Here is a 24724-nt window from a genome sequence, read left to right on the forward strand (position 1 = left end):
AAAAGTATTTCTGGTGAAGTGATCATCACAGGATGGATTTCCTTTTTATGGTATTATGTTTACTATGATTCTTTTATGCGAAAGGGGATTATCCAGTGGGCTATATAGAAGATTTAAGAGAGATTGTAGGGCATAGACCTTTGATATTTGCAGGTTCGGTGACTATTATTATTGACGAAGATGGCAGGTTATTATTGCAGCAACGAATGTTTCCCCATGGTTCATGGGGAATTACGGGCGGATTAATGGAGTTAGGGGAGTCGACTGAAGACGCTGCTAAACGAGAAGTATTAGAAGAGACGGGCCTTAGTGTAGACAACTTAAAGCTTATCAATGTATATTCAGGTCCCCAAAACTACATAAAAGCTGAAAATGGAGATGAGTTTTATGTAGTTACGGCTGCCTACTATTCTGAAGACTTTAAAGGTGAATTAATAGTTGACCATACTGAATCTATTCAGTGCGAATTCTTTCATCCTGACGAATTGCCAACCAATATTGTTAAAAGCCATAAAGTCATATTAGATGAATTTTTAGCAAACCACTATTATTAGTGGCAAGCAGATAAGTGTTTGGGACGACAACGAAAATAAGGGACGGGGCAATAGCCCCCTTCCCTATTTAATTTCAAAAAGTCATGTTTGAATTTTGTTCTATTCCTTATTTATTGCTTGCGAATTGCATCCAGGTGATTATCCAAACGATCCCAAGTCTCAGAGATCCCCTGCTCCACTCCCATTTCCAGGACGGTTTTCAGTGCTTCTGCTGAACCATATTCTGCCCTGTTGATCAATTTGGTCTTTCCACCGATTTCTTCAAAAGTTAACGTTATTTTAGTTGAAGGCATCTTATCGGATTCGTTTCCATGGGCATTGGAGAAATAGTCGGTATAAACTATCTTTTCACCCTCGATGATCTCTGTATAAACCCCTATTCCCCATGACTCGATTCCATAAAAATCACCTTGGTTGATATCTGTGCATTTCGTACAATAATACCAGGTGCCATCAACTGTGAAATTCAGACTGCAGCTGGTCAGCACCCACCCACTTGGTCCCCACCATTGGGTAAGTTGTTCAGGCTTAGAAAACGCGTTAAAGACCAAATCCTTGGGTGCATTGAATTCACGCTCCAAAATCAGTATGTTGCCGTCTGTTTTGGAAATCATTTTGGACATCTTGTTAATCCTCCAAAAAGTATTAGGATGAACTAATCATTCTGCTGACAAGAACACTGAAAAGATGATAACCTCTGAATCCTACTTATACTATACTTAACCATCAGCGTGCCTGTAAATAAAAGTGATCCAATTTTCACACATTTCCAGATGGACTCAACCTGTCATTGATTGTAGAATAAGAGGTGAAGAGTAAGAAGTGATTATGCTGCAGCTCCGTAATAACGTGAGAACGCATGGACTTGCGAGAAAACGTTCCTAAAATGGAGACGAACAATCGGGGTTTAGTGTGCACTTCATGTAAAAGAGTTCAGTAGTTTTTTCTCTGGTTATTCTTTTCTTATTTTAGTCCCACTTGATAAATGATATCGGCTGGATTCATCCTTTAAGCTTCAGGTTGATCTTCTTGTATCTTTATAATCACTCAAAACAATGAAGCAGCATTAGGACAAATTTTATTTGGAGGGCTTCAATGAAGAAAACCACCTGGATTCCACTGGCTGCTGGAGTCGCGACAATGGCAGCATTATTTCTGCTCGGTTACTTAGCTGATCTGCCTTATCTCATGTTTAAGATAGGCCGTTCTAATATTGAGGTTGCTTTTTTCCCAATTATAGTTGGATTTATAGTATCGTTTGTATCTGAAAAAGCTTTGCAAAGGAAGAAAATTTCTTGAATTTTTTCAAACCATTTGTTTTACAGTTTAGAAGTTTGCTGTTTCCAAACAAACCGCTTCCCCACCATGTCAAACCCTGCTGATTCATAAAGCTGATTCGGTGCCGGGAACTTTTCCGGCATTCCGGTGTACACTGTCGCTCTATTGGCGCCAAGTTCCTTGGCAGCCATCAATTGTTCTCTCAATAAAGCTTTGCTGATCCCCCTGTTCCGGAAATCAGGATAGCATGACACAGCCTCAATGGTGAGGAGTTTGCTCTCTTCGTCATATCTTCCGCTGCAAAGTGCCGCTACATGATTATTCCCATCCACCGCTACTAAATCCAACTCTTTTCTATAGGTGGAAGTTTCATAGAAATTCTTCAGGATAACCTCATTGAATGGAATTCCATAACACAGTTTATAAGCCTGATAGACTTCACCATGCTCTTTACTATCCGGAACACTCTTACAAAAAAAGCCATGGGGAAGGTTGGCTTCAACTATATCGTCCTTTAGATTCAAGTCCCTTCTGACCCAATACTCTCCTGTTTTTTGATATCCACTTTGCTCCAGGGCTGCCTCAAAGTCTTCATCCCCCTCGTACACTTCCCATTCGTGATCAGGATTTATATCCTTTCTGATCCTTATAGCTTCTTTGAAGAGAAATCTGTATTCAGGGTCAAAACAAAACGCTCCTTCTTCAAGAAGGCCAACCAGTTGATCTCCATCAAACCAAAGAATAACCCTTTGCAGCATATCGTCAACGCTTTTAGGTGGACTCTCCAAACCGGAAGCTAACGCCGCCTGGAATTCAAAAAGAGTCAGGTTATCATCAAATCTGGTTCCATAATAGCTGTTGCAGTCTACCAAAAACCTGCTGATCTTTTCATAATCTTCACTACTGTTATATTTTCTATGTGTAATGGCCATTGGATCTCCTCGTTTAAACATGTATTTTGAAGGTCAATAATTGTATAGTACCGGTGCTGACTCGACATTTCTAAGCCAGATGCGCTCCTTCCCGTACAGTCCTTCCTTCTTCCAAATGTCCTTGTATAGCCCCTTTTTTCGCACGGTACCAGAAATATCTGAGGATCAAGGTCTAAATGTAAAAGCCACTGAGGGGAGGTTCTTTTGGATTCATTTTAAAGATCTACTTGGTTCAAGTAGTGTTCTTTATTACATGATAGGGGTGATTTTCCCACACTATAGGTGTTTTATCAGTGAAAATGATCCCTTCGAGGCCGTTCTCAGCCAAGACATTAGTGGCGTCTTCTTTTGCAAAGAACTTGACTGCCCACTCATCGAAAAAACAGGACAATACAAAATCCTCATTCTCATCGGTAATCGTAATGGGATCAGAACACAAGGTCAATTTGGCTTCCAAATCGATTTCTTCTATCTCACAAATCCCCTGTTCATCATAAAGGGTGTGATAACGCAGCCTTTTTGCACCTTTAGAAACCAAAACCTTTATCAAAGCATCAATCAAAAGGATGGAGATACTATCTTCAAAAGGAGTATACACATCCTCTTCCAACACATTCTCCAACCTATTCATCAAGTCTGGTCTCCGGTAAAGCTCTCTACCCATGCATCCTGTCAATAGAGCTGTCGCTGCAATCGACATTTCCGCCATACTGGAAAATCCGCACTTCTTTCTTAAATCTTCCCATACTATCGGCTTGCCGTACTTGAAGATATCCTCTCTAATTGGATAATAGGCATGATGGCCGTAACTTTCCTCGGACTTCCAGCCATCAGGCATTTTAACAAAAGGAAAGAAGAGTGATGCTGCAAACTTATATTGGTCCGGCAGTTCATTCAGCAACGGGTCTTTTTCAGAGTCATCACCAAGAGGATAGAAGAATTTCATAAACCATTACCCCCTTTCATAGTGTGCTGCTAGAAGCAGCATTTAAACGATTTCCTTCGGTATGTATGTTAATCATGATGTCAGTATCCATATGCAGAGCTAATGGAATGTTTATTCCTTGGGTTTCCGCATTACCAATGTGTTGGATACTTATAATCTGGTGTTTGTCTGTAAATCATCCTGTTATAAACCGAACCCTTATCTATAACCTGGTGTTTATCCGCTAATCAAACCATTTAAAAATCATCTTAGTTATAAATGATTGTTTGTCTCTTATTCCATCATTATAGTTGTAATAGGTTAATATAAACCGGGTGCTTATCAGGATTATGCATCACCATTCAACAAAGCATAAAAATACCTGACATCCTCTATTGCATGGTTTAGATTAACAGAAGCCACAAGCGCAATGTAAATCGCAATCCCGGCGAAAACAGCGAGGAAGGGGCCGCTTTCTTTCAATAACTGTATCTTTTTTATATAGAGAATGATTACAATAGCAACTGAGATTAATAAGTAGGATAGGGCTAAAACAAGTTTTGTCAGCTGCGATCTACCTTCCTCAACTGCAAAGTGGAATCTATCTAACACGTTTTGGTTGGCTGGCGTTTCCTGGATAACGCGTGAACTGTCTTTGTAACCTGCCTCCCATGTAAATTCTTCGCCTTCCTAGATTACAATATAGTGATAGCCAAACAGCTTGCCATTGCTGATGGTACCGGAAAAGGTATCGGAATCTTCTTTCCCATGCTGGCAGGATGCAGATAGCAAGATTAGAAAAATAGTTATCAGAAATAGTATCTTTTTAAAGGGTTTCCTTTTCAAATCTCTCAGTCGAGTCACCGACGAAACTCCAATATTACGCCCTTACCGATATCAGAAGATTGTTTAAGCAGTTCTTTATTTACAGGGTCAACCCAATAGTATTGAACAGTTTCGCCAAAGCATGTTTTCACTTTCCAGGCATCAGTAAGTTCATCTTTGCTTTTACGTATTTTTTCTGATTGTAATACTTCTAAATTAATTTCAACCACGGCTTTTATTGTCGCATTAAAAGCTTTGAATGCTGCAGAGTATCCGGCCTCCAAAGGAAGTGCCCTTAAAATGAGTTCCACTGAAAAACTGTCAAAACATCCTGTCGCATCAAAACGGGAGACTTCTCCAGCTTCGGTTGTTATATTTACAATCCCATTCTTATACTCCGCTTTTAGATTCATTATTTCATCAACATAATCAGTGAACGATATCGGCTGAAAAGCGGCTTTTTCGACCACAGTGACCCCTTTCCGATTCCCTAAAACCTCCGATGACAATAGTTGAATTCTTTCAATCGCATTCCTTCCATCTGAGTGAATGAACCGTAGGGATTCAGTCGTGAAGCCAACCCTTTTTTTCAATCCGTTCTCGATAATGAAAATATCTTTCTTGTCTTGTGTTTCAATTAATCCTTCCCCGCTTAAGGTTATCAATTCGATCAACTCCTCTGTTCATTTCAGGAACTTCCGATACACCTGGGTATTGTGCAATGGTTGAAACCCCATTGAAGTGTAGAGCTTTTCAGCTCCTTCGTTGCCTTCTACATAACAAATGCGGATTTCTTCGTATCCTTCTTCCAGCATCTTGTTCATTGCAAACTGAAGGGCTTTACGTCCATACCCTTTTCCCTGGTATTCCGGGGAGACCATTAAGTTATCCACTTCACCTTTTCCGGTAGTGACTGAAGCAATGATTCTGTCCCCATCCAGAATCAGGTAAACATTTTCTTTACGATTTAATTTATATTTCTTCACACTATCTTCTGGAGCAAGATAGGGCTTCAAATCATTTTTTGCATGCAGTTCATAGAAAGAATGCTGAACAACTTTAACAAACTCCTCGAAAAATCGTTCCGTATATTTTACGAACTTTACATCTGCTTCAGGAAATCTTCCTCCCTTATAAATGAGTTCAGGAGATCCCCACCATTTACTGAATCCCATTTTTTCAGCAAATGGGATTGGATTATCTATTTCAGTATTTATGTAAACACTTACAAAGTCAGGGTTACTTTTAGAAATTTCTTTCTCCATTTCTTTGTATAATTTAGAACCATTACCTCGCAATCGTGATGCAGGGTCCACGAATAGATTTATCCTGAATATCGTCTCTTCTCCATTTTCATCTGGTATGGAAAAAATTAATCCCTTTAAGCCATTCTGTTCATATACCAAAAAAGGCTGCGATCCCGTTATTGCTTCTTCCATGTTCCCTATCTCTTCCGCTGTTCCCCACTCATTAACAACTTCGGCTGCTCTTTCTTTATCTATTCCGTCCTTCAATTTCCGTATCATTCATTCCGCCCCTTAAGACATGTTAGTTACAATTATTTCAAAATATTCTAATATATACAATCACCTTTTTAAAAATGGCTGTTTATGCAAACTTTGTCCCTATCTATTTCATATCAGATCTCCTGGTATACACCGAAAAAACCTTGGTATATCAGAAAGATAAGAGCTGCTTCCCTTTTTAATGAAAAACCTTGCAAGCAGGAGGAAAATCCGGCGCCTGAGATTTTTCCAAAAGCAATAATTACTGCGAAAAACAGCCTCAGAAAAAAGGCCAACCCGGGAGCGGATTGGCCATGCTGATTTATTATTCAGTTCCAAATGGAGCAAATTCAACAGTAAGTGTTTGTTTCTCATCAACTGTAGAACCAGGCTTGAGGCTTTGTTTCGTCAAATAGCCATCACCTTTCATGTCAATGGAAATGCCGCTCATCGTGACAAATTTTTGGACATCCCTCAGCGACCAGCCTTTCATATCTGGAACAGTTACTGAGCCATCAGTCAGCAGCAGGATTCTTTCTTTTTCCAGCAGCACATCGGCAGACGACTGTGCTGCTACCTTTTTTCCGTTGCCGATGATTACCGGGTTCAGCCCTGCTTCTTTCAGCGTTGCTGCTGCTTCAGAAACAGGTTTGCCTTCCAAGTCAGGTACTTCTATTGACTTTAGCTTTTGAGCAGGAGTCGCAGTATCGATGTTCAGATACTTCAGGCTGTTCTGCATGACGGGGTTGAAAACTTCCGCAACAGGAATGGAACCTAATTTCCCTCCCAGATCAGGCTGCTGGATGCCTACATAAACCACCAGCTTAGGGTCGTCAGCCGGTGCCATACCCAAAAATGAAAACAGGTAGTTATCGTGCCCGACCATATATCCTGCTCCGTCGTGATTGGGAATCTGTGCTGTACCGGACTTCCCTGCGACTGAATAGCCGGGGATGGCAAACAGCTTGCCGGTCCCTATATCGGATGTCACCGTTGTTTCAAGATACTCCCTGGTCTTTTTAGCGGATTCCTTGCTGATTGGATTCCCGCTGGAAGTCGGGACAGACTGCTTGACGATCTCTCCATTGCTGCCGTCCACAATCCTGTCCACCATATATGGTTTCATCATCTTACCGTCATTTGCAACTGCAGAGGCAGCTTGTATCATCTGCATGGCAGTGACAGTGGTTCCTTGACCGAATATCGTGGTGTAGCGTTCAATCGGATAGTCATAAAGAATCCTGCCGCTGGATTCGTTCTCTAACTCCAAGCCGATTTTTTTCCCGAAACCAAAACGATCCAGATAAGCGCGGTACTTATCCTGGCCGATTTGATCAAGCAGTTCTGCAAAGGCAACGTTCGAAGAGCGCTGCACCCCCTGCAGGTAAGTGATGGTACCCCATCCTGCTCCGGCATTCCAGTCTTTGATTGGAAGAGGGTTTCCTTTAACAAAGAATTCGCCGGAGTTGTAAGTGGCATTGGGATTGAAGACCCCTGCATCAACTGCCGAGGCAAGAGAAAAGGTCTTCATCGTTGATCCCGGTTCATACGCAGTTTGCATTGTAAAATTCGTCCAGCTGCTCTCTACTCCTTCTGTTACATTTCGATTGAAGGATGGTCTTTGTGCCACGGCAAGGATTTCCCCTGTTTTCGGGTCAGATACTATCGCAAATGCCTTCACAGGATGGTACACCTCTGTGACATGATTCAATGCTTCTTCCACAAAGGATTGGATTTTTTCATCAATCGTCAGGTAGATATCATTTCCGTTCTTCGGTTCTTTTACATGGGTATCCGAATCTGGAAGAAGATAGCCCCATTTGTCACTTTCAAAATCGACTTTCCCATCTTTTCCTTCAAGCAGGTCATTATAGCTTTTTTCTATGCCCAATATCCCATTGCTTTTGACTTTTCCATCGTCAGAAACTTTTTGCTGGGAGATTCCGACCAAGTGGGTGGCAAAGTTCCCATTTGGATATGTGCGCTTGGCTACTGTTTCAAAAAGGATACCAGGCAGCTTCTCGTTTTCAATACTTTCTTTCGTGACAGGCGAAATATTTCTGCCTGCCGTTCCAAACTCGACCTGGAACGGGCCCTTTTTGTTTAAACGATCAAGAATTTCCCCTTGCTCCATATCTATGTATTGTGAAAGCACCGAAGCGGTTTTTTTCTTATCCACCACATGGTGTGGAGAATCGGGGTCTGACGTGACTGTATCCGAAAGAATCGCAATCAATTTGAAAGTTGATGAATCTTCCGCAAGGATTTCACCATTTTTGTCATAAATGGTTCCTCTATCGGCCTCCAGGATTTTGTTCTTCAAATATTTTTCCGATGCCTCGGCCGATAAGTTGACTCCCTCCACTTCCCCCGAAACGGCTATATAAGTAAACCGGGAAAACAAAATGAGGAAGACCGCTGTAAAAGTCAGGAACAAAACGAGTGCACCAATTCTTATTTCCTTTCTTCTCCCGTTCATAATACTCATCCTTTTCTAGTAGTTTCCTATACCATTAGTCTACTACTTTCAGGAAATTAATTCTATAATGTGAGAAATTTTGCGGGGATTGTAATTGGTTTTAAACACTTTTCAGCCAACAACAAATTCAATACTCTGGCATTTGAGCCGACAGGTTAGTCTTCTGACCGACAGATCCTTCTCCGATAGGGAGGATCCGGTCGTACAACTTAATTCCCTGGTATTCTTCATCGAATCCTATAGAGGAAGCAGCTATGTTTTCCCCTTCTCCACCATATATTTTTTTAATATCTTCGTCTTGTTCTGAAGGGTTGAAAGCGACACTCAGCTCATATTGTGTTTCAAGCCGGTCCCTCACAAATTGAACCTGATAGTTGCCGTCTTTGTCCGTTTTGACTTCCGTCTCCTTTTCTACTTGCTGTGAGTCAATATCTTTCAGCTGTACAGTGATAACAGCGTTTTCTTCGAGTGAACTGGTACCGTTGACGATGACATGATTGCCCACAGTCTTAATGCGCCCCTCAAGCTGGACCTCTTTCTTGGGAGTACTGCATCCGGCGGATAATCCAATCATTACCACACAAAAAAACAATAATATCTTCTTCATATTTTCCCCCTATTTTCTTTATAAAGCAGTTCAAAAGGTTCTTTCGTTAGAGCAAGTGCTTTGTTTAACTGTCTTGAGTTGTTCACTCTAACTCCTCTACTAGCAGAATCCGCCAGCACCTCTTCCAACCCTTTCCCCATTAAACGGAAAGCATATATCGTCAACGTAAAACCTATACAGGGCCCAAGGATGATCCATTTATCAAGCATCAATTCGTGGTAGGATAATCCAATTAATCCTGACCATTCATTAGTTAGCGACATGGTCACCTTCTCTCCAGAATAAAGACCATCGAATTTGGTGACTTCTTTTATTTTTCCAATCAGGATTTGAAACACACCAAGATGCACCAGCAGTAATAGTGTCTGGACGACCTGCTGTGTAAATAACACAAAAGCCCTGGGTTGGAGGTGCTTTAGTATATGATGTTTTATCAACCACCACTTACTGGCCCCCAATGTTCTTGAACAGGAGATAAAGTCACTGTCCATGAATACTCGTACTTCAGCACCTAGAAATCCCATAAGTGGAACCACACCTATGAAAACCAAAATAATCAGCTGCTGCCCTAACAACCATCCTGCTGATACATCTGGAGTATTGGAAGATATGAAAAATATCATAGCCAAAATCACTGCCGGAATGAAGCGGATGGCCCGTATAAAGGATTCAATTATAAAAGTGAGATTTCCCAGGTAAAGGATATAAAAGATACTTCCGAAGACACTGAAGGCAACTCTTAAGATTGCAGCTGACATTGCTATCGTTACCGTATATTTAGCACCATCGATCACCATCCAGAAAACATCTCCTCCAAACCGGTCTACACCGAAAATAAACGGTATACCAGGAGGATACGGCGGCGCGTCCAATAGAATATGATTCTCTCCGTAAATCATTTCCGGCGGCTTTGGCAGAATTGCATCCAGATAGATAGAATACAAGACACTCAGAAGTAGAAGAAGAGCTGTGAAAGTGAATCCTGTCAAAAATTTTCTGTTTTTCATCATGACTATAAGAGACTCCTTTCACCTGCAAGCCTGTTTGCCGCCCATTTGCCGATATAATCTGCGAAATATAAGGGCAGGAATATCATTAACAGGCACACAGCCAGCACCTCAGATGAATGAAGATTTTTGTAAATGAAGCGGAAAAGCCCATTCATATTAAATAAGTTTTCAATGATTAGCAGATTAGAAATGATGAACCATAAAATAAATTGGATTTTTGAAAAGACTGTAACACAGACGTTCCTGAAAATATGAGAAGCCAAGACTGCTCCCTTTGAGAGTCCTTTGGAATAGGAAAAATCAACATATGCTTTATTCCTTTCTTCTTCCATTGCCATTGCAGTCATCTGAAAAAGGATCACTGATGGAAGAATGGATGTTACAAGAATCGGCAGCAGATACACATCATCGGGCCCGCCTATGGGGTTTACCAAGAGGACGGCAGATTTCTTGTAGACCCAGATGATGAAAAGCTGAATGGAAAAAATCAGGACCACATCCGGAAGGGATTCTATAAAAAAGATGAACTTATGTACAATGCTCTGCCATCTTTCAGGCAGCAATGAAACAAAGAAAGCCAAAAGGACTCCAGTCAAAATGGATAGAAAAAGGATGCAAGAAATTAAAACAGCTGTATATCGGTATGGTTCTAAGATCACTTCCATAATCCCCAGGTTTTTATATTCAGAAATCCGGATCCTGATTTCTTCAAAATGAATAAGCCGAATCAACAATTCATTCAGTCTATAGATGAAAACCGAGAACCATTGAGGGGTAAATAGAAGAAAATAAGTTTTGGCAAAAACTATGATGAATATTATAAACAGAATGGTCATAACTATTTCTGCGAATATTCTGCTCATAGTAAGAAGCGTGGTGATTAAACGGTCTCTTTTATCAAAGTTTGAAATTTTGGTACCAGAGTTCATTGTTTTCTTCTCCTATTCAAGGTTTTCTAAATCATCCTCAAGCCAGGTTTTTTGCCCCTCAGTCCATTCATCATTCGCGTAGATCTTTCCATACATCCGGATGCCGTTAAATAGTTCACCTTCATGATAGTAATCAACCAGACCATCAATCCATGTACTGTATTTAAGGTTTATTCCATGGTCTCCAATCATTTCCTTAACCTCTTTGTTTTGCTTGTGCGGTAATAATTCCAAGGTCAGATAATAGTCTCTCTCCGGGATTTCCCGATCCAGAAGAACAGAATAACTTCCATCGGCATTTATGATTGCTTTTTCTATTTCAATAGTTTTATCAAACTTTTTTGATTCGTACACCTTCACAAATAGGACTGTTCCTTCTGGAAGTGTGCTTCTTCCCCTTATGATAGCCTTTTTCGGAAGGCCGATAAGGCTCTGGTATTGTTTATTGAAATGAATGGTATTCAAAGTCTGCTTTTCGCTTTGCGAAAATTGGTTAAGAGGTGAATCCTGTAGAAAGCCGGCAGTAAATACGATAAAGATCAGAAAGCCTGCGACTCCAGTAAGCCCAGCTGCGGTCCGCTTGTAAAGATTAAAGGGAGAATTCTTTGATTTTTTAATCTCCCTTAACATTTCTTCCTTCCTTGAAGGGCTGATGGCCATATCATTCAAATAAGATTTTTTATCCAGTTGATTTAGTTCCCTCTCCATATGCCGTGCCTCCTTCCTCAGAATAAATCTTTTTTAGTAGTTCCTTTGCTTTCTTCATTCTGGATTTAATGGTGTTATCTTTTAGTCCAAGCGAGATTGCCATTTCCCTGATTTTTAGATGATGAAAGTAATGCAGGAACAAGACTTCCCGATACTTTTCAGGCAATTTCATGATTTTTTCAGTCAAATCTGTGTTTTCGTATGAACCAAATACTATTTCTTCAGGCGATTTATTCTTTCCTAAGGCTAGCTCGGATATCTTGCTGCTTAATAGAACGTATTTGGCATAAGCACTTTTCCTATAATCCTTGCATTGATTAATGGCGATCCTGAAAACCCAGGTCTTTAAGTTGGAGTCCCCATTGAATTGGTTAAAGTTCCGGTAGCATTTAATAAAGACTTCCTGTACCAAATCTTCGGCAACTTCCTTATTTTTCACATAGGTGAAATTCAAACGGTAGATGTCATCGCTAAACTGTTCGTATAGGTATTCCAGGAATTCCTCCTGAGTTGAAAACCACTCTCTCATTCCACCCCTCCTCTCCCAAGTCTTTCTATCTATTAGACGACTCAAAAAATTTAATTGTTTATTTTTCTATAAATTCCTTTGCTCTATTAATTATTGCAGTTTTTGGAAATGTTACCAGTATAGAATTTATAATTCAAATAATATTGAATATTAAATTCAACTATATTAGAATTAATGTTGACAGCAAATACATAGGAGGTTTTTGTTATGAAACGACTTACCGGGCAAGCTCCCGTGGAATCCATTTCTTTGGAAGTCCAATGGTCCCCAATTTGGGAAGTCATCCTGGGGATTGCAGGATATACACACAGGGAACTGCGGCACACTTTTGAGATGGATGCTACCTGGCTTGCAGCCGCTGATGATATGCCGAAATCATTGGTCACTCTCCTTGAGGAAATAGAAAAGACGAATTTCTGGTACGGGATGATTATGCTGCAGAACGAGTTTGAGGCACAGAGCGTTCAAGAATTTTCGAATAAGCTCGCTGCACTTTCTCCTTCTTCCTTTTATGAAATCCTTCTGCCCTATAAAGGGAGAGATTATGAATCTCTTCGAAAAGATGCAGCTGCCGAGAATGCTAAGCAGGAATTATTTCAGGACTATGCCGCTATTTTTGACAATCACGAATATTTTGGCGGCTATGTTGAGAAACTCGGCCAGTACTCCCAGAAGGAAATGTCTGATCTTGTCGTAAGCACTATAAAGGGCTGGCACAGCTGGATCAGCCAGCAAGGCTGCTGGAAGAAATGGGTGCGGGCTCTTGAATTTGAAGGGCAGCAGAATCGTTCACTTGATTTCTCAAAACCATTTGAGGAAATTGACCGGGTGACTGGCGGAGTGAAATATCTTCCTGAGCCTTCCGTGTGGACTGTGAAAATGATTCCGCATGTCTCCTACCGGCCGTGGCTCCTGGAAAACCGTACTTTTGATACGAAGCTGTTTTTTTATCCAATTAAAGATGCGTTCCTGACAGAACCTGGTGAACCTCCTGCCGAATTGGTCCGCGGGCATAAAGCATTGGGAGACGAACTAAGGCTGAAGATACTTTATCATCTATTGAAAGGACCCCTGTCCCTTCAGGATATAAGCATGCACTTTAAAACCTCTAAGACACGTCTTCACCATCAGCTTTCATTATTGAAAGCTGCCAGGTTTGTTTCCGTGGAGAAAGGAATTTATTCAGTAAACCCTGAACAGGTTCAGTCGTTTTCTGAGAAGCTGACTCATTTCCTGGATGTTAAGGAATGAAGAAGTTTTCCAGGTCTTTTAAAGCTCTTTGGACAGGAGAGATCGTTTCTGAATTTGGCGGGGCAGCGGGAGGAATCATCAATGGCCTGCTGCTTTTTGAACTGACAGGATCCAAAGAGTGGATGGGTGCACTATGGCTGGTATACTTTCTTCCTTCACTAATCTTACAAGGCATCAGTGCCCCTTTTTTGAATCATGTAATCAAGGAAAGAGTGTTAAAGAACATTCAATTGATACGGGCATTCTCCTATTTACTGCCTTTGTTGGGGTATTTGCTGGGCTCTCAATCTGCAGTTATCCTGGGATTGATTGTACTGCAATGCTTTTTGGGCTTGATGCAGCCTATTTATGCCAGTCTATCCTTTTCGCTTCTTCCACAGTTATGTAGGGATGAAGAACTGGAAAACGCCAATGGGCTGCTGGACGGCACCATCAGGTTGATGAGCTTCCTTGCTCCCGGGGTGACCTCCCTGCTGCTCATCTTCATGCCGCTTCCTTTCATTTACGGCATTTCAGCTGCTATGTTTCTGGCAAGCTACATTGCACTCTCTCAAATTCCACCTTCGAATACGAAAGAGGCCGCCGTATGGACAAAGAAATTTTGGTGGAAGGAAATGCGGGAAGGCTATAGAACATTCTTTCAATTTCCTCAGTTAATGCGGCTTACGATATTGACGTCCACCGTACAGTTTGCTGTTGGGACTACATTGGTACTGAGTATCCCTTACATTCGGAGAGACCTTCAGGGGCAGTCATGGGAATACGCAATTTTTTCAGGAGCTTTTCCTGTCGGGTATGCTCTCGGCATGCTTTTGCTTAACAGGCTTCCCAAGAACCCTCATACCATGTATCTTGGCTTAGCAGGAGGCGGCTTCTCATTTGTGCTGCTCTTCTTTGTCCATTCCATCCCTCTTGCCTGGCTTTGTGAATTGTTTGGCGGGATCTTGTTCCCGCTTTTCAATGCTCAAAATTCGGCAATTTTCCAGCGGGAAGCACCAAGGGACCGTCTTACCCAGCTAAGCAGCGTCAGACTCCTGTTCATCAGAATTACTATGCCTCTGGGAGTCCTGTTTGCCTCTTCAACCCTTCTGCCGGTTACGACACGCCAGGCATACTTGATGATTGGACTGATCATCGCAATACCTGGATTATATTATCTATTTTCCTCCTTCACCCGGCCCCGAGAACAGCTTAAGAAGGCAGGGTAACGAAAACGGTCAGGCACAGTAAGTTTGTGCCTGACCGTTTATTAAATCTAGCAATATTCCTATTGATTCGGCAGATACGCCCTCCCTATCTTAAGCTGAATTCATATACTAAATAGAAATAGTAAATAACTTGAGAGGAGGATTCAAATGGATTGGAGTGATTTTGTAAACTGGCTTTATGAAACGTTAATCAACGATCTCAAGGCACAATGCCAAAACATGAAACAATAACCAACAGAATCGCAGGTACAGGAACTCACCGATTCAGAGTCAGTGTAAAAGTTTAACGCTCTGCAATTCAAATGAATGTAAATGGCTGGTTGCAGATTCGGTGAATATCTTAGGACAACTACCTATATACGATTCCTTTTTTTAAAGAAATTAGAAAGTACAATCAAAATGATTCCCGCAATAATAGCCGGAATAGAGATCGTTGGGAAGAATTCCGGTCCATCTTCTATAATTCCTACAGATGAATTGAAGATAAAACCAAATATAAACAATAAAAATCCCAGCCAAAAAAGGACTTTTCCAAGCAAGGTTTGATGGTTCAACGTCATTTCTCCCTTCATTAAATATAAGAATAACAAAGTTTTGAGTGATTTGAGTGCGAGTCTTTGATGGTAGGAATTCTACGGAATGCTTGGTCAATCAGAGCCTAAATGGTCCGGTGCGATGCTGGGTTCTCTGTGATGCCGGCCCAATCAGGGCTTAAATGGGCCGTTGTGTTGCTGACATCTCTTGGATGCTGGCCCAATTAGGGCTTAAATGGGCCATTGAGCTGCTGGGTTCTCTTGAATGTTGGCCCAATTAGGGCTTAAATGGGCCGTTGAGTTGCTGGCATCTCTTGGATGCTGGGCCAATTAGGGCATAAATGGGCCGTTGATCTGCTGGGTTCTCTTGAATGCTCGCTCAATTAGGGCTTAAATGGGCCGTTGAGTTGCTGGGTTCTCTTGAATGTTGGGCCAATTAGGGCTTAAATGGGCCGTTGAGTTGCTGGGTTCTCTTGAATGTTGGCCCAATTAGGGCATAAATGGGCCGTTGAGTTGCTGGCATCTCTTGGATGCTGGGCCAATTAGAGCTTAAATGGTCCGTTGAGTTGCTGGCATCTCTTGGATGCTGGGCCAATTAGGACTTAAATGGTCCGTTGAGTTGCTGGCATCTCTTGAATGCAGGCCCAATTAGAGCGTAAATGGGCCGGTGCAATGCTGGGTTCTGAGGTATCTTGGCTCAATTAGAGCATAAATAGGCCGTTGAGATGCTGGGTTCTCGGGGATGCTGGCCCAATTAGGGCATAAATGGGCCGTTGAGATGCTGGGTTCTCCGGGACCCTGCCCCAAATAGAGCATGAATAGGCCGGTGGGATGCTGGATTCTCCGGGCTGCCGGCCCAACTAGAGTCTAAATAGGCCGGTTTGATGCTGGATTCATGTGGATCCTGGCCCATTAATTTTATTTTGGCCAACAAAACCTGAAACCACACACAATAACGGTACATTAAGTGATTACTAACCTTATAGGTTCCAGGCCTATCTGTTGGACATCTTAAACGCTCTAAGGTATTAACTGGTCTGCTGCAAAAAACCACCATATACTAAATTAGTATTCTAAAAATCTCTCAATTTATATCCCAGCATATCAAAATCCATATGGAAATGAATGCTAAAATAGTGTTTTATAACTTGAAACCTCCCTTTGATAGAGAAGCCTTCTTTTACTCATAATTAATTTGCTTTTCATTCACGTAATCCAGCACTTCGCTGGCTGCCTGGAATTCGTCCCTCATTTCTGAAGGGATTTTATCAAGTTCGCCAGGTCCTGTGATTCCCGTTTTTGCCAAGACTTGTTGATAGACCATCAAGGCATCGATATATGCGTCGTATTCCTCGGAAGTCAATACTTCCTGGCTTGATACCAGGCCATTCAATTGGTCAAAATATGGCTGTATATCAAATAACGTTTTCTTTTGTATCTCAAGCTGTTCCGGCGGCAGTTGAGAATAGTCGATGTTGCCATTTTCATTCGCATATTCCAGTTTACTCTCTGTGAGGACACTCAGGAGTTCTTTAAAGTGCTTGTAATCTTCTTTACTCAAATCGCCTTTTGCCTGAGACATCTTAGCATCAAGAAGAAAATATCCTTCCATTGTAGCGCTGGATATTCGGGCTTTAAGAGTTTCAAAGGAACCGTATAATTCATCTGCCAAGAAAGTTTGATAGGCAAATGCCCCTGTAGGAACAAGCAGTGACATGGCGAGAACAACTGAAGCCAAATGTTTCTTGGTAAACCGTTTAACCCCTGCACCTTTTTCCAGCTGGGCTTGTTTGACACCCAATCTTGACCGGTCTCCCAGACGATGAGGTATCGCTATCTTACTTATTTCCTGTTTGATATCACTCATTAACATCCGCCTCCTTAAACTGCTTTCGCAATCTTCCCAATGCACGGTAAAGAATGGTTTTTGCCGTTCCTAACGGAATTTCAAGAATTTCTGCCATCTCTTTGAAAGAGTACCCTTCATAGAATCGAAGAAGGACGACACTTTTCTCCTCTTCATTTAATTCTTCAAGCAGTTCCTGAAGAGTGATGGATAATAGGGGATCCTGAACAACCGGTCCCATATAATCCTCATAGTCAGGCTTGAGGAGAATCACTTTCTTATTCTTCTTGATGACATTTAAGGAACTTGTTATCGCGATTCTAATCAGCCAGGTTTTAAAATAATTTGGATCTTTCAACGTTTCTATGTTTTTAAAGGCACGGTATGCTACTTCCTGGACAACATCCAGTGCATCGTCCTCATTTTTCACATAGAGATAAGCCATTCGGTAAAGGTCCTCTTCTTAACGCTGGAAAAGTTTCAGGAAAGCCTTGCCGTTTCCCTTTTGTGCTTTCTTCACTAATTTAATGATGATTTTCCACCCCATTTATTGGAACGTTCATTCATTAGACAACACTGACCAGTATTTGGCTTTAAAAATCTTCAAAAAAAAAATCAGAGACTGGGTAAATCTCTGATTATCTATGTATTTTCAGTTTTTGTTGTAGCAGCTTTTCTGCTTGGTTGATATTTTTCTTTAAATACAGTGGCAGGTCTTCCTGCTCGCAGATTTCTGATGCAGTCATCCAAATAACCGCATCCACTTCTTCACTGCTCTTGGCAAAAGGTTCGCCTGAATACCACTGACATAGAAAAACAATGTCGACTACATGAATCCCTTTATCGGTTACAAACGATGAACTGTTTACATAAACAGGATCTGTCACCTGGCATCCAACTTCTTCATCGACTTCCCTTTGTAAGGTTCGTTCAAGAATGTCCGATGAGTCACCCTCCAGGTCACATTTTCCACCTACAAGGGACAGACACCCTGCAGCGTGTTCTTCCTTTTCACTTCTACGGATCAGCAGCCATTTACCATTGCGATGAATGGCTGCTTCCACATTTACTACAAACATTTCAATGCCCCTTTTCCTTTTATAGTGCAGCTTTATTTAGAGATAGAAAGTTTAGTCAAACTGAATATCAATTATTTCTGCTTCTTGTTCGTCTCCATACAGAGTAACGGCTGCCGTCTGTTCATCCTTCCAATTTATCGAAACATTCGAGGAGCTGAGTGGTTTCCCGTCGTTTGCAATACTGGTGTCAATGTGGCTGCTCCCATACTTTATCCTGACAGAGGAAGCCCCAAGCAGAAAAGCATCCCCTGTTTCTACCACTTCAATTGTATTGGTATTAGCTGGTGAGCGGCTTATAGAAAGTTGATTTTCTTCCAAAAACATATCATATGAAAATTGGACAGCATGGTACAGGACATAAACGGCTGGAATCCCGATTAGAATGGCAATCCAGACCAGGCATCCCCATTTGGCCTTTTTCTTTATTTGCTGAACTTCTTGATCTTGTTGCTCATCCAATTTAACCAGTCCCTCCTGTAACTCCTTTGAAACTGTTTTCTTCAATTGTGACCAGATGCCAAAGAAGCCTGCTGGGTTTGAACCAACAGATTTCTTATTTTTTTGTTACCTTCAGCAGTGTTATCCTCAGGTTATCACTGCTAAAAATGCTTCATAACATACTATCATGATATGGCCGGTTTCTCCCTTGCATATCTGAATACCAGCGTGTAAATTTCAGTTAATATAATCTCTCTGCTTGGTCAGTAATACCTCTCCAGGAGGAATGAAACTTGATACTTTCTTCCGTTTTGACTTAGGACGGTTTAATGGGACTCCTCTCGATCAATCACTTTCTTTAATAATCCCGGTTTCAACATAACTGACTTTTCCTGTATGCGCGTTGATTTTCTCAATATGCCCGCTTGAACCTGGGAAATCCACTAAGTAAGAGAGTGTATAAATGCTGGGATCATCAAGGGTCTTAATACAACGGGAAAGTTTCATTTTCAGTTCCTTAAAGAATAGTTCTTCTGCTTCCTCCTTAGTTACGACAGGGGTCAGTTCCACCTTTTCCAAGCAAGTTTCTTGTTCAGGTGTCAGACGCGTGACAGAGCATTCCCGGATGGTGCCTGTGTATAATCCAACATGTACGTGTGCTTCCCGACCTTCAATCCGGTATCCAGCATGCTCCCTGTAAAAAGTGAACATTTGAGCGGGTTCAAAATCGAAGAATACGTCTTCATCCTCAGCTTCCTCTTCCACCAGCTCTTCATCATATAATGGCTCATTATCGCAGGTCAGAACGGGTTTTTCCAATACATACTTAGCGTGAATTTCGCCTTCTGCCAGCTCCATGTATTCCAGCGCATATTCCTGCAACTCCTGTAAACTCAAAGGAGCACCTTCTTCAAGCCTGTTGTAAGGCACATTGGAATAGCTGAAGTGACCCGAAGCATCGGAAAACATCGAGATAACGGGCTCCTCCTCTTCTGAATCTGCATGGGGATTTATCCATATGACAGATGCATCTTCACCTGTTGCTTTCACTAAATTTTTGCTTACTGCCAGCATGTCTTCCATTGTTCTGGAAGATTTAACTTTTTGGATCTTTTCTGTAGGAAGTTCCCCGGCATCCATAAATGCAGTAACAGTATCAATTTCTCCATTGATACTGACGCCCATGATGTCATGATTGGTACGATATATCAATTCAGCCGCAGGAGTTGAACCAAGCTCTTCCCTATGCGGGACATTCAGTGATAGCTGTACAGAATCTGCTCTTCTTAAAATCTGTTTAGCTCCTTCACTGGAGACTGCAATCTCAGGATACTCAAGCTCATATTCATCCTGTCCGATATTAGCTGATATCAATAATCCTTCTCTTGTAAAACAAAGGGTGCAGCCTGTATGAGGAATAGGAATGCCAAGCTCAGGGTCATGTTCTTCATAAATGACCATGAAATTGTCTTCAGTCCATTCATTCAGCATGCTGAAATGCACTTCCCGGTCAACGAATGAGTCCACAAAGGCTTGAGCCGTCTCCAGTATTATTTCTTTGTTCAGCGGGGATACATCATGGCCTGGTTCCATATCATCATCCACAGGTTCGATTTCAAAGCCAGTGAATTTCCCTCCCTCCATATTGACATATCCATACACTTGTCCGGTTTCTATATCAACGATGTCATAGGAAAACTCTTCTTCAACTATTTTCACCTTTGCTTTTCCTGCCATAAATGGCTGCAGCTTCTTTTCCAAGTCGTTCATCTCTAAAGCTCCTCTTCTCTTATTTATCTATTTGTCCAATTCCAGAAAGAAACCTCATCCACTTCCAAGTCCGTAATCCAGCCTTCGTCCTGAAGTTCCAATATTTTTTTCGTTGGTCCGGTGATCACCGCTCCATAATGCTGAAATCCTTCCTTTTTTAAATAGGCGATCCGGCTGGACAGTTCCAGTTCGTGGAACACCATTTTATTTGCCTTGCTTTCATTCTCTTCTAAAAAGGCCAAAGTTTTCAAGAATTGCTTATGCAGAACTTCTTGGTCGCCTTCTTCATATTCAGGGGATTCAGATCCCTCGGAAACGACTTTGCCGCCAAACCAGCCGCCATCTTCCACCTTTCGATCAGTGACTATGAAATCATCCTCGTGCCAGATGGGGAAGCTCGGAAAACCAAGCGGTTCAAATATGATCCCCTCGGAACTCCCTGACTTTTCAATGCCTGTATCGACAGCCATCCAGAGTAAATCCATATTTTTACCCGCAAAGGAATCAATAACTTCTTTCGTGTCCATAAGTTCTGAAAATGAGACGTACGCAGAAACAACCGTCCCCTCGGGAAGATCCTCAAGCTGCTTCCAGTCGGACATGCCCCTTGAACCTCTGCCAGGATAAACAAATGCAGGCTGCTGGGCGGAAACGGTTCCATAGTACTGTTCCTCTGGCACGCCCATCAAAGAAAACAGAAAGTCCACTTTCATCTCACCGACATTCAGCTGTTCATCGCCCACCCTTTTGTTCAAGTCCCTGGAGGCTTCCATCCCGAAATATGCTTTTGTATTTGTACTTGTTCCACCTAAATATCCATAGGGGTTTGTCACTGTCAATGTTTGGTCGATGATTGTACTGTTCACTTCCATCCTGTCAGGCTCACCCCAGGAATAGTAAATTCCAGTGAAGATTACGGAACATAAAGTAAAGGCCAGAAATATTCCCAAGGCTGTTACAGCTGTTTGGAATCTGGCTTTCCATTTACCTCTTCTGAGAATTTTTTTCTGCTTCTTTTCCTTAACAGGATCCGAAGCTGCTTGTAATTCTTGTTGATCATTTTGCTGTAAGTATTCCTGGTAACTTTCCAATTTATCTAATTCCTTTTCAAAATCCTCCAGTTCTTGCCCCGTTAGTTCCCCTTTTTCATATGACGCCAATTTCTTCCGGAATTCATCACTCATCCAATAACCCCCTCTTATTCCTTACCGCCTGCCTGCCCCTGAATAACAATACTTTAAAATGGCTCGGTTTAACGTCCATAATTTCTGAAGCTTCCCTTTGTGACAAACCATGAAAATCATGCAGAAGAACAGCGGTTTTATGTTTGACCGGTAAATGCTCCAAAACATTCCGAACATCGTCAATATCCTCTTTTAAAACAAGAGTATCCAGCAGCGGCATTTTTCGTTCAAACATCTTGGAGAAGAAAGAGTCCTCTTTGATGACCATTCGTTTTTGTTTCCGGTAACTGTCTATGTATGCATGATAGGCTGTTGAAAACAACCAGGACTTAATCGTTTCCCCGTTATAATGCTCAATTCTAAGGTGTGCCCTGAAAAACGTTTCCTGCACCAAATCTTCGGCCGTAAAATGATCATGGCTCAGGGAAAGCAAAAACCTGTATAGGTCCTGGAAATAAGCATAATAAATATCATCAATCGACTCCTTCATCGGCTTCCCCTTTCATAGATAATACGAACCAGTTTCAAATTGGTAACAGATATATTTAGATTTTATTATTTTTATAGAAAACAAAAAGTTCCGATAGTAAAATACTACCAGAACGTAAAGGGTTTTTCTCCTATTAATCTGAAAATAAGCCTGCTCTTTTCTTTACTGCCGGCACATCAAATCCCAGCCGGAGGGGTATTCGGTCCCTGACTTTCTTCTTCCTCTTTTTCTATGATATTCAGCCTTTCCGGCGGTTGGTCATTACTATTTTCGTTGTAGACTCCCCCTGCATTTCTCTCTTTCATAAGTGACTTCAGATCATGTATATCATTATTATTGCCAATGATATTGCCTAATCCCTGGTTATGTTTTTTATTGCTCCTGAAATTAGTGGGAAAATTATTGCCGAAATTAACAGCAGAAGCGTCTTCAACAGTTCCGATGTGGATGTCACCAATTGAAAATTCGGTAGAGTTTGGCAGGGGAAAATCCGTTTCTTCCTCTTCGCCGTTTTCCAAACAGTATGGAACGTCTTTTCCGTTGATGAGGATTGAAATGTCATTGTCAGCAGCAGAAGAACCTTTTTTCACCCTTGGAACCTTTGATTTCTGTTTGTTTTCCTTCTGCTTAAATGTGTTCCCTATATTCAGCATCCCGCTCAGCTCTTTTATATCGACGTGATCCAAATGATAATTCAAGTTTTCCAACGTAAGAGTATCGACATGTTGAATCTGGAGGTGGACGCCCTTATTTTGTTTCAGGGATTCCTCTAATCTGTCCATCCTTTTTATAAGGTCCCCTATTGCCTTTGTAATTTCATCTTCTTTTGGCTCCATATGTCTTCATCCTCTATAAGAATGGCTATTTTCACATATATTGTTACTTTCGGAAAAATCCCAGGTGCCGGATTTTCCCCCTGTATTCAGAGGTTTTTCTCACGTAAAAGACCGAGCAGTTCTTTTCTTTCCTGCTTACAGGGGTTTTTACGACGATTTACCAGGATATTAGTTGAAATTTATATTGAATAGCAACAACGTTTGAAAAGTGCCATAAGAATTTACACTGACAGCCTCTGCTGCATAGGATAGGGAAAACCTTAAGTTGATCATCCGGAGGAAAATATGAAAATCTCGATCAGCAGTCCCTGCATCGTTTTCAAGGATGTCTGTGTCCATGAAGTTGAAAACAATTCAGGCATTTTCCTAGGAAAAAACCATCAGTACGGCTGGCGGTCAACTGAGACAGAGTATTGTGGATTTGGAGGTGTTTCTGGCAGGAAGAATAGGGTAATCAACAGCACTCATCTGGTTCTAAAAGAAAGAGCTGCAAATCCGGATTTTGACGGTGGGAAATCAGGATAGTCCAGAATCATCTGCATCACCTTGTTTGACCACCACTGTCTGGTTTTTGTCCAGTCTATTGGAGTTCCCTGTTACAGCTCCGGCCCCTTCATTTTTCTTTGAGTCTTTTTTCCAATTCACCTGAAAGTTTTCACCATGATACAATCCCGCCACATTTGAAATTATATCAATACGGAGGGACCGGAATTTAATATTCGCCATAGTCGTTCCTCCTTCAAAACTTGTACCCTTTACACTATAGATATTATCTTTCTGCAGAAGTATGACCATTCAGCATGTTTTAGAGGAAATGATGCCCGTCCTAAATGAAATCCCCACCGAATTGGCTGGTGGGGACGGACTCAGCTCTGGATAACAGGCTGATTATTGGATTGTTGATATTGAGTGAAATCCGAGTCAACAAAATCGTTGTCATTTACAATATTCACGATGTTGATGGCAGCATTCTGGTATCCGGCAATCCTGCCCAGGCCGCTGTTGCTCTTTCTATTTACCTGCCAGTTTCTCTGCGTATTTTCACCAGTGAAAATACCGGAGTTGGAAGACAAGGAGCTGACCGAGATATTGCTGAACTGAATATTTATGGAGTTCATGAGACGACACTTCTTTTCTTATATTTGCGAAGTTGGCTGAGGGTTTATATTTTCCGGCTGTGTAATCGGTGTATCGAAAACATCCGGATCATTGATAATATTCGTGCAGCCTAATACTACTGAATTCACGTAATTTCCGTTGCCGTTATTAAATTTCCCCTGCGCATTCCAGTCAGGCTGGCTGTTCTGGCCGGAACCGATAATGGAATTCGAGGACATACTCAGCACATTGATTTGATTAAAAACAACACAAACAGGCATTATTTTTCCCCCAGTCATTGGGTAGTTACTGTATATATATATGTGTATTGTTCAACGGTGTGACTGAGTCGTTGGGGAAGATGCAGGGGATTCCTTAATTTATGAGAGGTTACTTTAACGCGGAGAGTTTTTGGATAAATCGGTTTTAAGTTGCTCGGAATCGATTATCTCATATCGTCTTTTTGGCCACATCGTTCTCGTGTTTTCCAGAATCGACCACCCCTTAGCGCCACTATAACTACATCGATTTTGCGTTTTTCGCAATCAACCACACCATAGTGCTCCTATGACTACATCGTTTTTGCGTTTTCTAAAATCGACCACACCACAACGTCACTATGACCACACCGATTTTGCTGTTTCCAGAATCGACCGCCTCATAGCTCTCCTATGACTACATCGATTTTTGCTTTTTCTGAAATCGACCAC

Annotated in this window: 27 protein-coding genes and 1 pseudogene; 5 read left to right on the top strand and 23 right to left on the bottom strand. The window is 41.6% G+C overall.

Annotated features, from left to right (window positions below; translation table 11 throughout):
* The first annotated feature begins 95 nt into the window (after positions 1–95).
* Entirely contained in the window at positions 96–554 is a 459-nt protein-coding gene (locus tag D3H55_RS16860; protein WP_119548487.1) for an NUDIX hydrolase, read from the top strand.
* Between the two features lie 110 nt (positions 555–664).
* Here the strand turns inward: D3H55_RS16860 and D3H55_RS16865 are convergent, their stop codons facing one another.
* The gene (locus D3H55_RS16865; protein WP_119548488.1) at positions 665–1177 is read right to left on the bottom strand and encodes an SRPBCC domain-containing protein; all 513 of its coding nucleotides are present in this window, start codon (positions 1175–1177) and stop codon (positions 665–667) included.
* Positions 1178–1649: 472 nt separating this feature from the next.
* Between D3H55_RS16865 and D3H55_RS16870 the strand changes: the two genes are divergently transcribed.
* Positions 1650–1853: an ATPase gene (locus tag D3H55_RS16870; RefSeq protein WP_119548489.1), complete on the top strand. Its 204-nt coding sequence runs from the start codon at positions 1650–1652 to the stop codon at positions 1851–1853.
* Positions 1854–1873: 20 nt separating this feature from the next.
* Here the strand turns inward: D3H55_RS16870 and D3H55_RS16875 are convergent, their stop codons facing one another.
* The 11 genes from D3H55_RS16875 to D3H55_RS16930 all read right to left on the bottom strand — a co-directional run bounded on the left by D3H55_RS16875 (position 1874) and on the right by D3H55_RS16930 (position 12281).
* The gene (locus tag D3H55_RS16875) at positions 1874–2785 is read right to left on the bottom strand and encodes a GNAT family N-acetyltransferase (RefSeq protein WP_119548490.1); all 912 of its coding nucleotides are present in this window, start codon (positions 2783–2785) and stop codon (positions 1874–1876) included.
* A 211-nt stretch (positions 2786–2996) separates the two neighbouring features.
* Complete coding sequence (locus D3H55_RS16880) at positions 2997–3710, bottom strand: DUF2711 family protein (RefSeq protein ID WP_119548491.1); 714 nt, start codon at positions 3708–3710, stop codon at positions 2997–2999.
* Between the two features lie 327 nt (positions 3711–4037).
* Positions 4038–4301 carry a hypothetical protein gene (locus D3H55_RS24440; protein WP_119548492.1) on the bottom strand — a complete coding sequence of 88 codons (264 nt, stop codon included), beginning with the start codon at positions 4299–4301 and terminating at the stop codon, positions 4038–4040.
* Positions 4302–4549: 248 nt separating this feature from the next.
* The gene (locus D3H55_RS16890) at positions 4550–5188 is read right to left on the bottom strand and encodes a DUF3108 domain-containing protein (protein ID WP_168413150.1); all 639 of its coding nucleotides are present in this window, start codon (positions 5186–5188) and stop codon (positions 4550–4552) included.
* 9 nt (positions 5189–5197) lie between these two features.
* Entirely contained in the window at positions 5198–6040 is an 843-nt protein-coding gene (locus tag D3H55_RS16895) for a GNAT family N-acetyltransferase (protein WP_119548494.1), read from the bottom strand.
* Between the two features lie 304 nt (positions 6041–6344).
* The gene (locus D3H55_RS16905) at positions 6345–8498 is read right to left on the bottom strand and encodes a penicillin-binding protein (RefSeq protein WP_119548496.1); all 2154 of its coding nucleotides are present in this window, start codon (positions 8496–8498) and stop codon (positions 6345–6347) included.
* A gap of 127 nt (positions 8499–8625) precedes the next feature.
* Entirely contained in the window at positions 8626–9105 is a 480-nt protein-coding gene (locus D3H55_RS16910) for a hypothetical protein (RefSeq protein WP_119548497.1), read from the bottom strand.
* A complete protein-coding gene (locus D3H55_RS16915) occupies positions 9102–10112 on the bottom strand; it encodes an ABC transporter permease subunit (RefSeq protein WP_168413151.1) in 1011 nt (336 codons plus the stop codon). Before D3H55_RS16915 ends, D3H55_RS16910 begins: the two co-directional genes overlap by 4 nt.
* A 5-nt stretch (positions 10113–10117) precedes the next feature.
* Positions 10118–11044: an ABC transporter permease subunit gene (locus D3H55_RS16920; protein ID WP_119548499.1), complete on the bottom strand. Its 927-nt coding sequence runs from the start codon at positions 11042–11044 to the stop codon at positions 10118–10120.
* A gap of 12 nt (positions 11045–11056) precedes the next feature.
* On the bottom strand, positions 11057–11752 hold the full coding sequence (locus D3H55_RS16925) for a hypothetical protein (protein WP_119548500.1): 696 nt from the start codon (positions 11750–11752) through the stop codon (positions 11057–11059).
* A complete protein-coding gene (locus tag D3H55_RS16930; protein ID WP_119548501.1) occupies positions 11724–12281 on the bottom strand; it encodes a sigma-70 family RNA polymerase sigma factor in 558 nt (185 codons plus the stop codon). Before D3H55_RS16930 ends, D3H55_RS16925 begins: the two co-directional genes overlap by 29 nt.
* A gap of 207 nt (positions 12282–12488) precedes the next feature.
* Here D3H55_RS16930 and D3H55_RS16935 point away from each other — a divergent pair, with 207 nt between their 5' ends.
* Both D3H55_RS16935 and D3H55_RS16940 read left to right on the top strand, forming a co-directional pair.
* Positions 12489–13532: an ArsR/SmtB family transcription factor gene (locus tag D3H55_RS16935; RefSeq protein WP_119548502.1), complete on the top strand. Its 1044-nt coding sequence runs from the start codon at positions 12489–12491 to the stop codon at positions 13530–13532.
* A complete protein-coding gene (locus D3H55_RS16940) occupies positions 13529–14740 on the top strand; it encodes an MFS transporter (protein ID WP_119548503.1) in 1212 nt (403 codons plus the stop codon). The genes D3H55_RS16935 and D3H55_RS16940 overlap by 4 nt, the downstream gene beginning before the upstream one ends.
* A 1713-nt stretch (positions 14741–16453) precedes the next feature.
* Here D3H55_RS16940 and D3H55_RS16950 read toward each other — a convergent pair.
* The 8 genes and pseudogenes from D3H55_RS16950 to D3H55_RS16985 form a co-directional block, all read right to left on the bottom strand.
* On the bottom strand, positions 16454–17140 hold the full coding sequence (locus D3H55_RS16950) for a DUF3600 domain-containing protein (protein ID WP_240628622.1): 687 nt from the start codon (positions 17138–17140) through the stop codon (positions 16454–16456).
* A pseudogene (locus tag D3H55_RS16955) lies at positions 17133–17567 on the bottom strand (sigma-70 family RNA polymerase sigma factor); the annotation flags it as partial. The gene D3H55_RS16950 and the pseudogene D3H55_RS16955, both read right to left, overlap by 8 nt.
* Before the next feature lie 190 nt (positions 17568–17757).
* Positions 17758–18198, bottom strand: a complete 441-nt coding sequence (locus tag D3H55_RS16960; RefSeq protein WP_119548507.1) for an NUDIX hydrolase — start codon at positions 18196–18198, stop codon at positions 17758–17760.
* 51 nt (positions 18199–18249) lie between these two features.
* On the bottom strand, positions 18250–18657 hold the full coding sequence (locus D3H55_RS16965) for a hypothetical protein (protein WP_119548508.1): 408 nt from the start codon (positions 18655–18657) through the stop codon (positions 18250–18252).
* Positions 18658–18981: 324 nt separating this feature from the next.
* Positions 18982–20406 (bottom strand): hypothetical protein, encoded by a 1425-nt coding sequence (locus D3H55_RS16970; protein WP_119548509.1) that lies wholly within the window; start codon positions 20404–20406, stop codon positions 18982–18984.
* Between the two features lie 23 nt (positions 20407–20429).
* Complete coding sequence (locus D3H55_RS16975; protein WP_119548510.1) at positions 20430–21590, bottom strand: anti-sigma factor; 1161 nt, start codon at positions 21588–21590, stop codon at positions 20430–20432.
* On the bottom strand, positions 21583–22080 hold the full coding sequence (locus D3H55_RS16980) for a sigma-70 family RNA polymerase sigma factor (RefSeq protein WP_119548511.1): 498 nt from the start codon (positions 22078–22080) through the stop codon (positions 21583–21585). The genes D3H55_RS16975 and D3H55_RS16980 overlap by 8 nt, the downstream gene beginning before the upstream one ends.
* Before the next feature lie 176 nt (positions 22081–22256).
* Positions 22257–22916, bottom strand: a complete 660-nt coding sequence (locus tag D3H55_RS16985) for a hypothetical protein (RefSeq protein ID WP_119548512.1) — start codon at positions 22914–22916, stop codon at positions 22257–22259.
* Positions 22917–23201: 285 nt separating this feature from the next.
* Here D3H55_RS16985 and D3H55_RS16990 point away from each other — a divergent pair, with 285 nt between their 5' ends.
* Positions 23202–23441 carry a hypothetical protein gene (locus tag D3H55_RS16990; protein ID WP_119548513.1) on the top strand — a complete coding sequence of 80 codons (240 nt, stop codon included), beginning with the start codon at positions 23202–23204 and terminating at the stop codon, positions 23439–23441.
* On the opposite strand, the gene D3H55_RS16995 is transcribed toward D3H55_RS16990, so the two are convergent.
* The 3 genes from D3H55_RS16995 to D3H55_RS17005 all read right to left on the bottom strand — a co-directional run bounded on the left by D3H55_RS16995 (position 23433) and on the right by D3H55_RS17005 (position 24295).
* Positions 23433–23642 carry a hypothetical protein gene (locus D3H55_RS16995; RefSeq protein ID WP_119548514.1) on the bottom strand — a complete coding sequence of 70 codons (210 nt, stop codon included), beginning with the start codon at positions 23640–23642 and terminating at the stop codon, positions 23433–23435. The genes D3H55_RS16990 and D3H55_RS16995 overlap by 9 nt on opposite strands.
* A 140-nt stretch (positions 23643–23782) precedes the next feature.
* On the bottom strand, positions 23783–24034 hold the full coding sequence (locus D3H55_RS17000) for a hypothetical protein (protein WP_119548515.1): 252 nt from the start codon (positions 24032–24034) through the stop codon (positions 23783–23785).
* Between the two features lie 18 nt (positions 24035–24052).
* On the bottom strand, positions 24053–24295 hold the full coding sequence (locus D3H55_RS17005) for a hypothetical protein (protein ID WP_119548516.1): 243 nt from the start codon (positions 24293–24295) through the stop codon (positions 24053–24055).
* Positions 24296–24724: the final 429 nt, after the last annotated feature.

The organism is Bacillus salacetis (assembly GCF_003581585.1).
GTDB classification, from domain to species: Bacteria; Bacillota; Bacilli; order Bacillales; family Bacillaceae_B; genus Rossellomorea; species Rossellomorea salacetis.

What these genes read in the sequence shown, in the direction of transcription:
- D3H55_RS16865 (WP_119548488.1), bottom strand. Translation starts at nt 1,177, where the DNA reads ATGTCCAAAATGATTTCCAAAACAGACGGCAACATACTGATTTTGGAG.
- D3H55_RS16870 (WP_119548489.1), top strand. Translation starts at nt 1,650, where the DNA reads ATGAAGAAAACCACCTGGATTCCACTGGCTGCTGGAGTCGCGACAATG.
- D3H55_RS16875 (WP_119548490.1), bottom strand. Translation starts at nt 2,785, where the DNA reads ATGTTTAAACGAGGAGATCCAATGGCCATTACACATAGAAAATATAAC.
- D3H55_RS16880 (WP_119548491.1), bottom strand. Translation starts at nt 3,710, where the DNA reads ATGAAATTCTTCTATCCTCTTGGTGATGACTCTGAAAAAGACCCGTTG.
- D3H55_RS16895 (WP_119548494.1), bottom strand. Translation starts at nt 6,040, where the DNA reads ATGATACGGAAATTGAAGGACGGAATAGATAAAGAAAGAGCAGCCGAA.
- D3H55_RS16905 (WP_119548496.1), bottom strand. Translation starts at nt 8,498, where the DNA reads ATGAACGGGAGAAGAAAGGAAATAAGAATTGGTGCACTCGTTTTGTTC.
- D3H55_RS16910 (WP_119548497.1), bottom strand. Translation starts at nt 9,105, where the DNA reads ATGAAGAAGATATTATTGTTTTTTTGTGTGGTAATGATTGGATTATCC.
- D3H55_RS16915 (WP_168413151.1), bottom strand. Translation starts at nt 10,112, where the DNA reads ATGAAAAACAGAAAATTTTTGACAGGATTCACTTTCACAGCTCTTCTT.
- D3H55_RS16920 (WP_119548499.1), bottom strand. Translation starts at nt 11,044, where the DNA reads ATGAACTCTGGTACCAAAATTTCAAACTTTGATAAAAGAGACCGTTTA.
- D3H55_RS16925 (WP_119548500.1), bottom strand. Translation starts at nt 11,752, where the DNA reads ATGGAGAGGGAACTAAATCAACTGGATAAAAAATCTTATTTGAATGAT.
- D3H55_RS16930 (WP_119548501.1), bottom strand. Translation starts at nt 12,281, where the DNA reads ATGAGAGAGTGGTTTTCAACTCAGGAGGAATTCCTGGAATACCTATAC.
- D3H55_RS16935 (WP_119548502.1), top strand. Translation starts at nt 12,489, where the DNA reads ATGAAACGACTTACCGGGCAAGCTCCCGTGGAATCCATTTCTTTGGAA.
- D3H55_RS16940 (WP_119548503.1), top strand. Translation starts at nt 13,529, where the DNA reads ATGAAGAAGTTTTCCAGGTCTTTTAAAGCTCTTTGGACAGGAGAGATC.
- D3H55_RS16950 (WP_240628622.1), bottom strand. Translation starts at nt 17,140, where the DNA reads ATGAGTGATATCAAACAGGAAATAAGTAAGATAGCGATACCTCATCGT.
- D3H55_RS16960 (WP_119548507.1), bottom strand. Translation starts at nt 18,198, where the DNA reads ATGTTTGTAGTAAATGTGGAAGCAGCCATTCATCGCAATGGTAAATGG.
- D3H55_RS16970 (WP_119548509.1), bottom strand. Translation starts at nt 20,406, where the DNA reads ATGAACGACTTGGAAAAGAAGCTGCAGCCATTTATGGCAGGAAAAGCA.
- D3H55_RS16975 (WP_119548510.1), bottom strand. Translation starts at nt 21,590, where the DNA reads ATGAGTGATGAATTCCGGAAGAAATTGGCGTCATATGAAAAAGGGGAA.
- D3H55_RS16980 (WP_119548511.1), bottom strand. Translation starts at nt 22,080, where the DNA reads ATGAAGGAGTCGATTGATGATATTTATTATGCTTATTTCCAGGACCTA.
- D3H55_RS16985 (WP_119548512.1), bottom strand. Translation starts at nt 22,916, where the DNA reads ATGGAGCCAAAAGAAGATGAAATTACAAAGGCAATAGGGGACCTTATA.
- D3H55_RS16990 (WP_119548513.1), top strand. Translation starts at nt 23,202, where the DNA reads ATGAAAATCTCGATCAGCAGTCCCTGCATCGTTTTCAAGGATGTCTGT.
- D3H55_RS16995 (WP_119548514.1), bottom strand. Translation starts at nt 23,642, where the DNA reads ATGGCGAATATTAAATTCCGGTCCCTCCGTATTGATATAATTTCAAAT.
- D3H55_RS17000 (WP_119548515.1), bottom strand. Translation starts at nt 24,034, where the DNA reads ATGAACTCCATAAATATTCAGTTCAGCAATATCTCGGTCAGCTCCTTG.
- D3H55_RS17005 (WP_119548516.1), bottom strand. Translation starts at nt 24,295, where the DNA reads ATGCCTGTTTGTGTTGTTTTTAATCAAATCAATGTGCTGAGTATGTCC.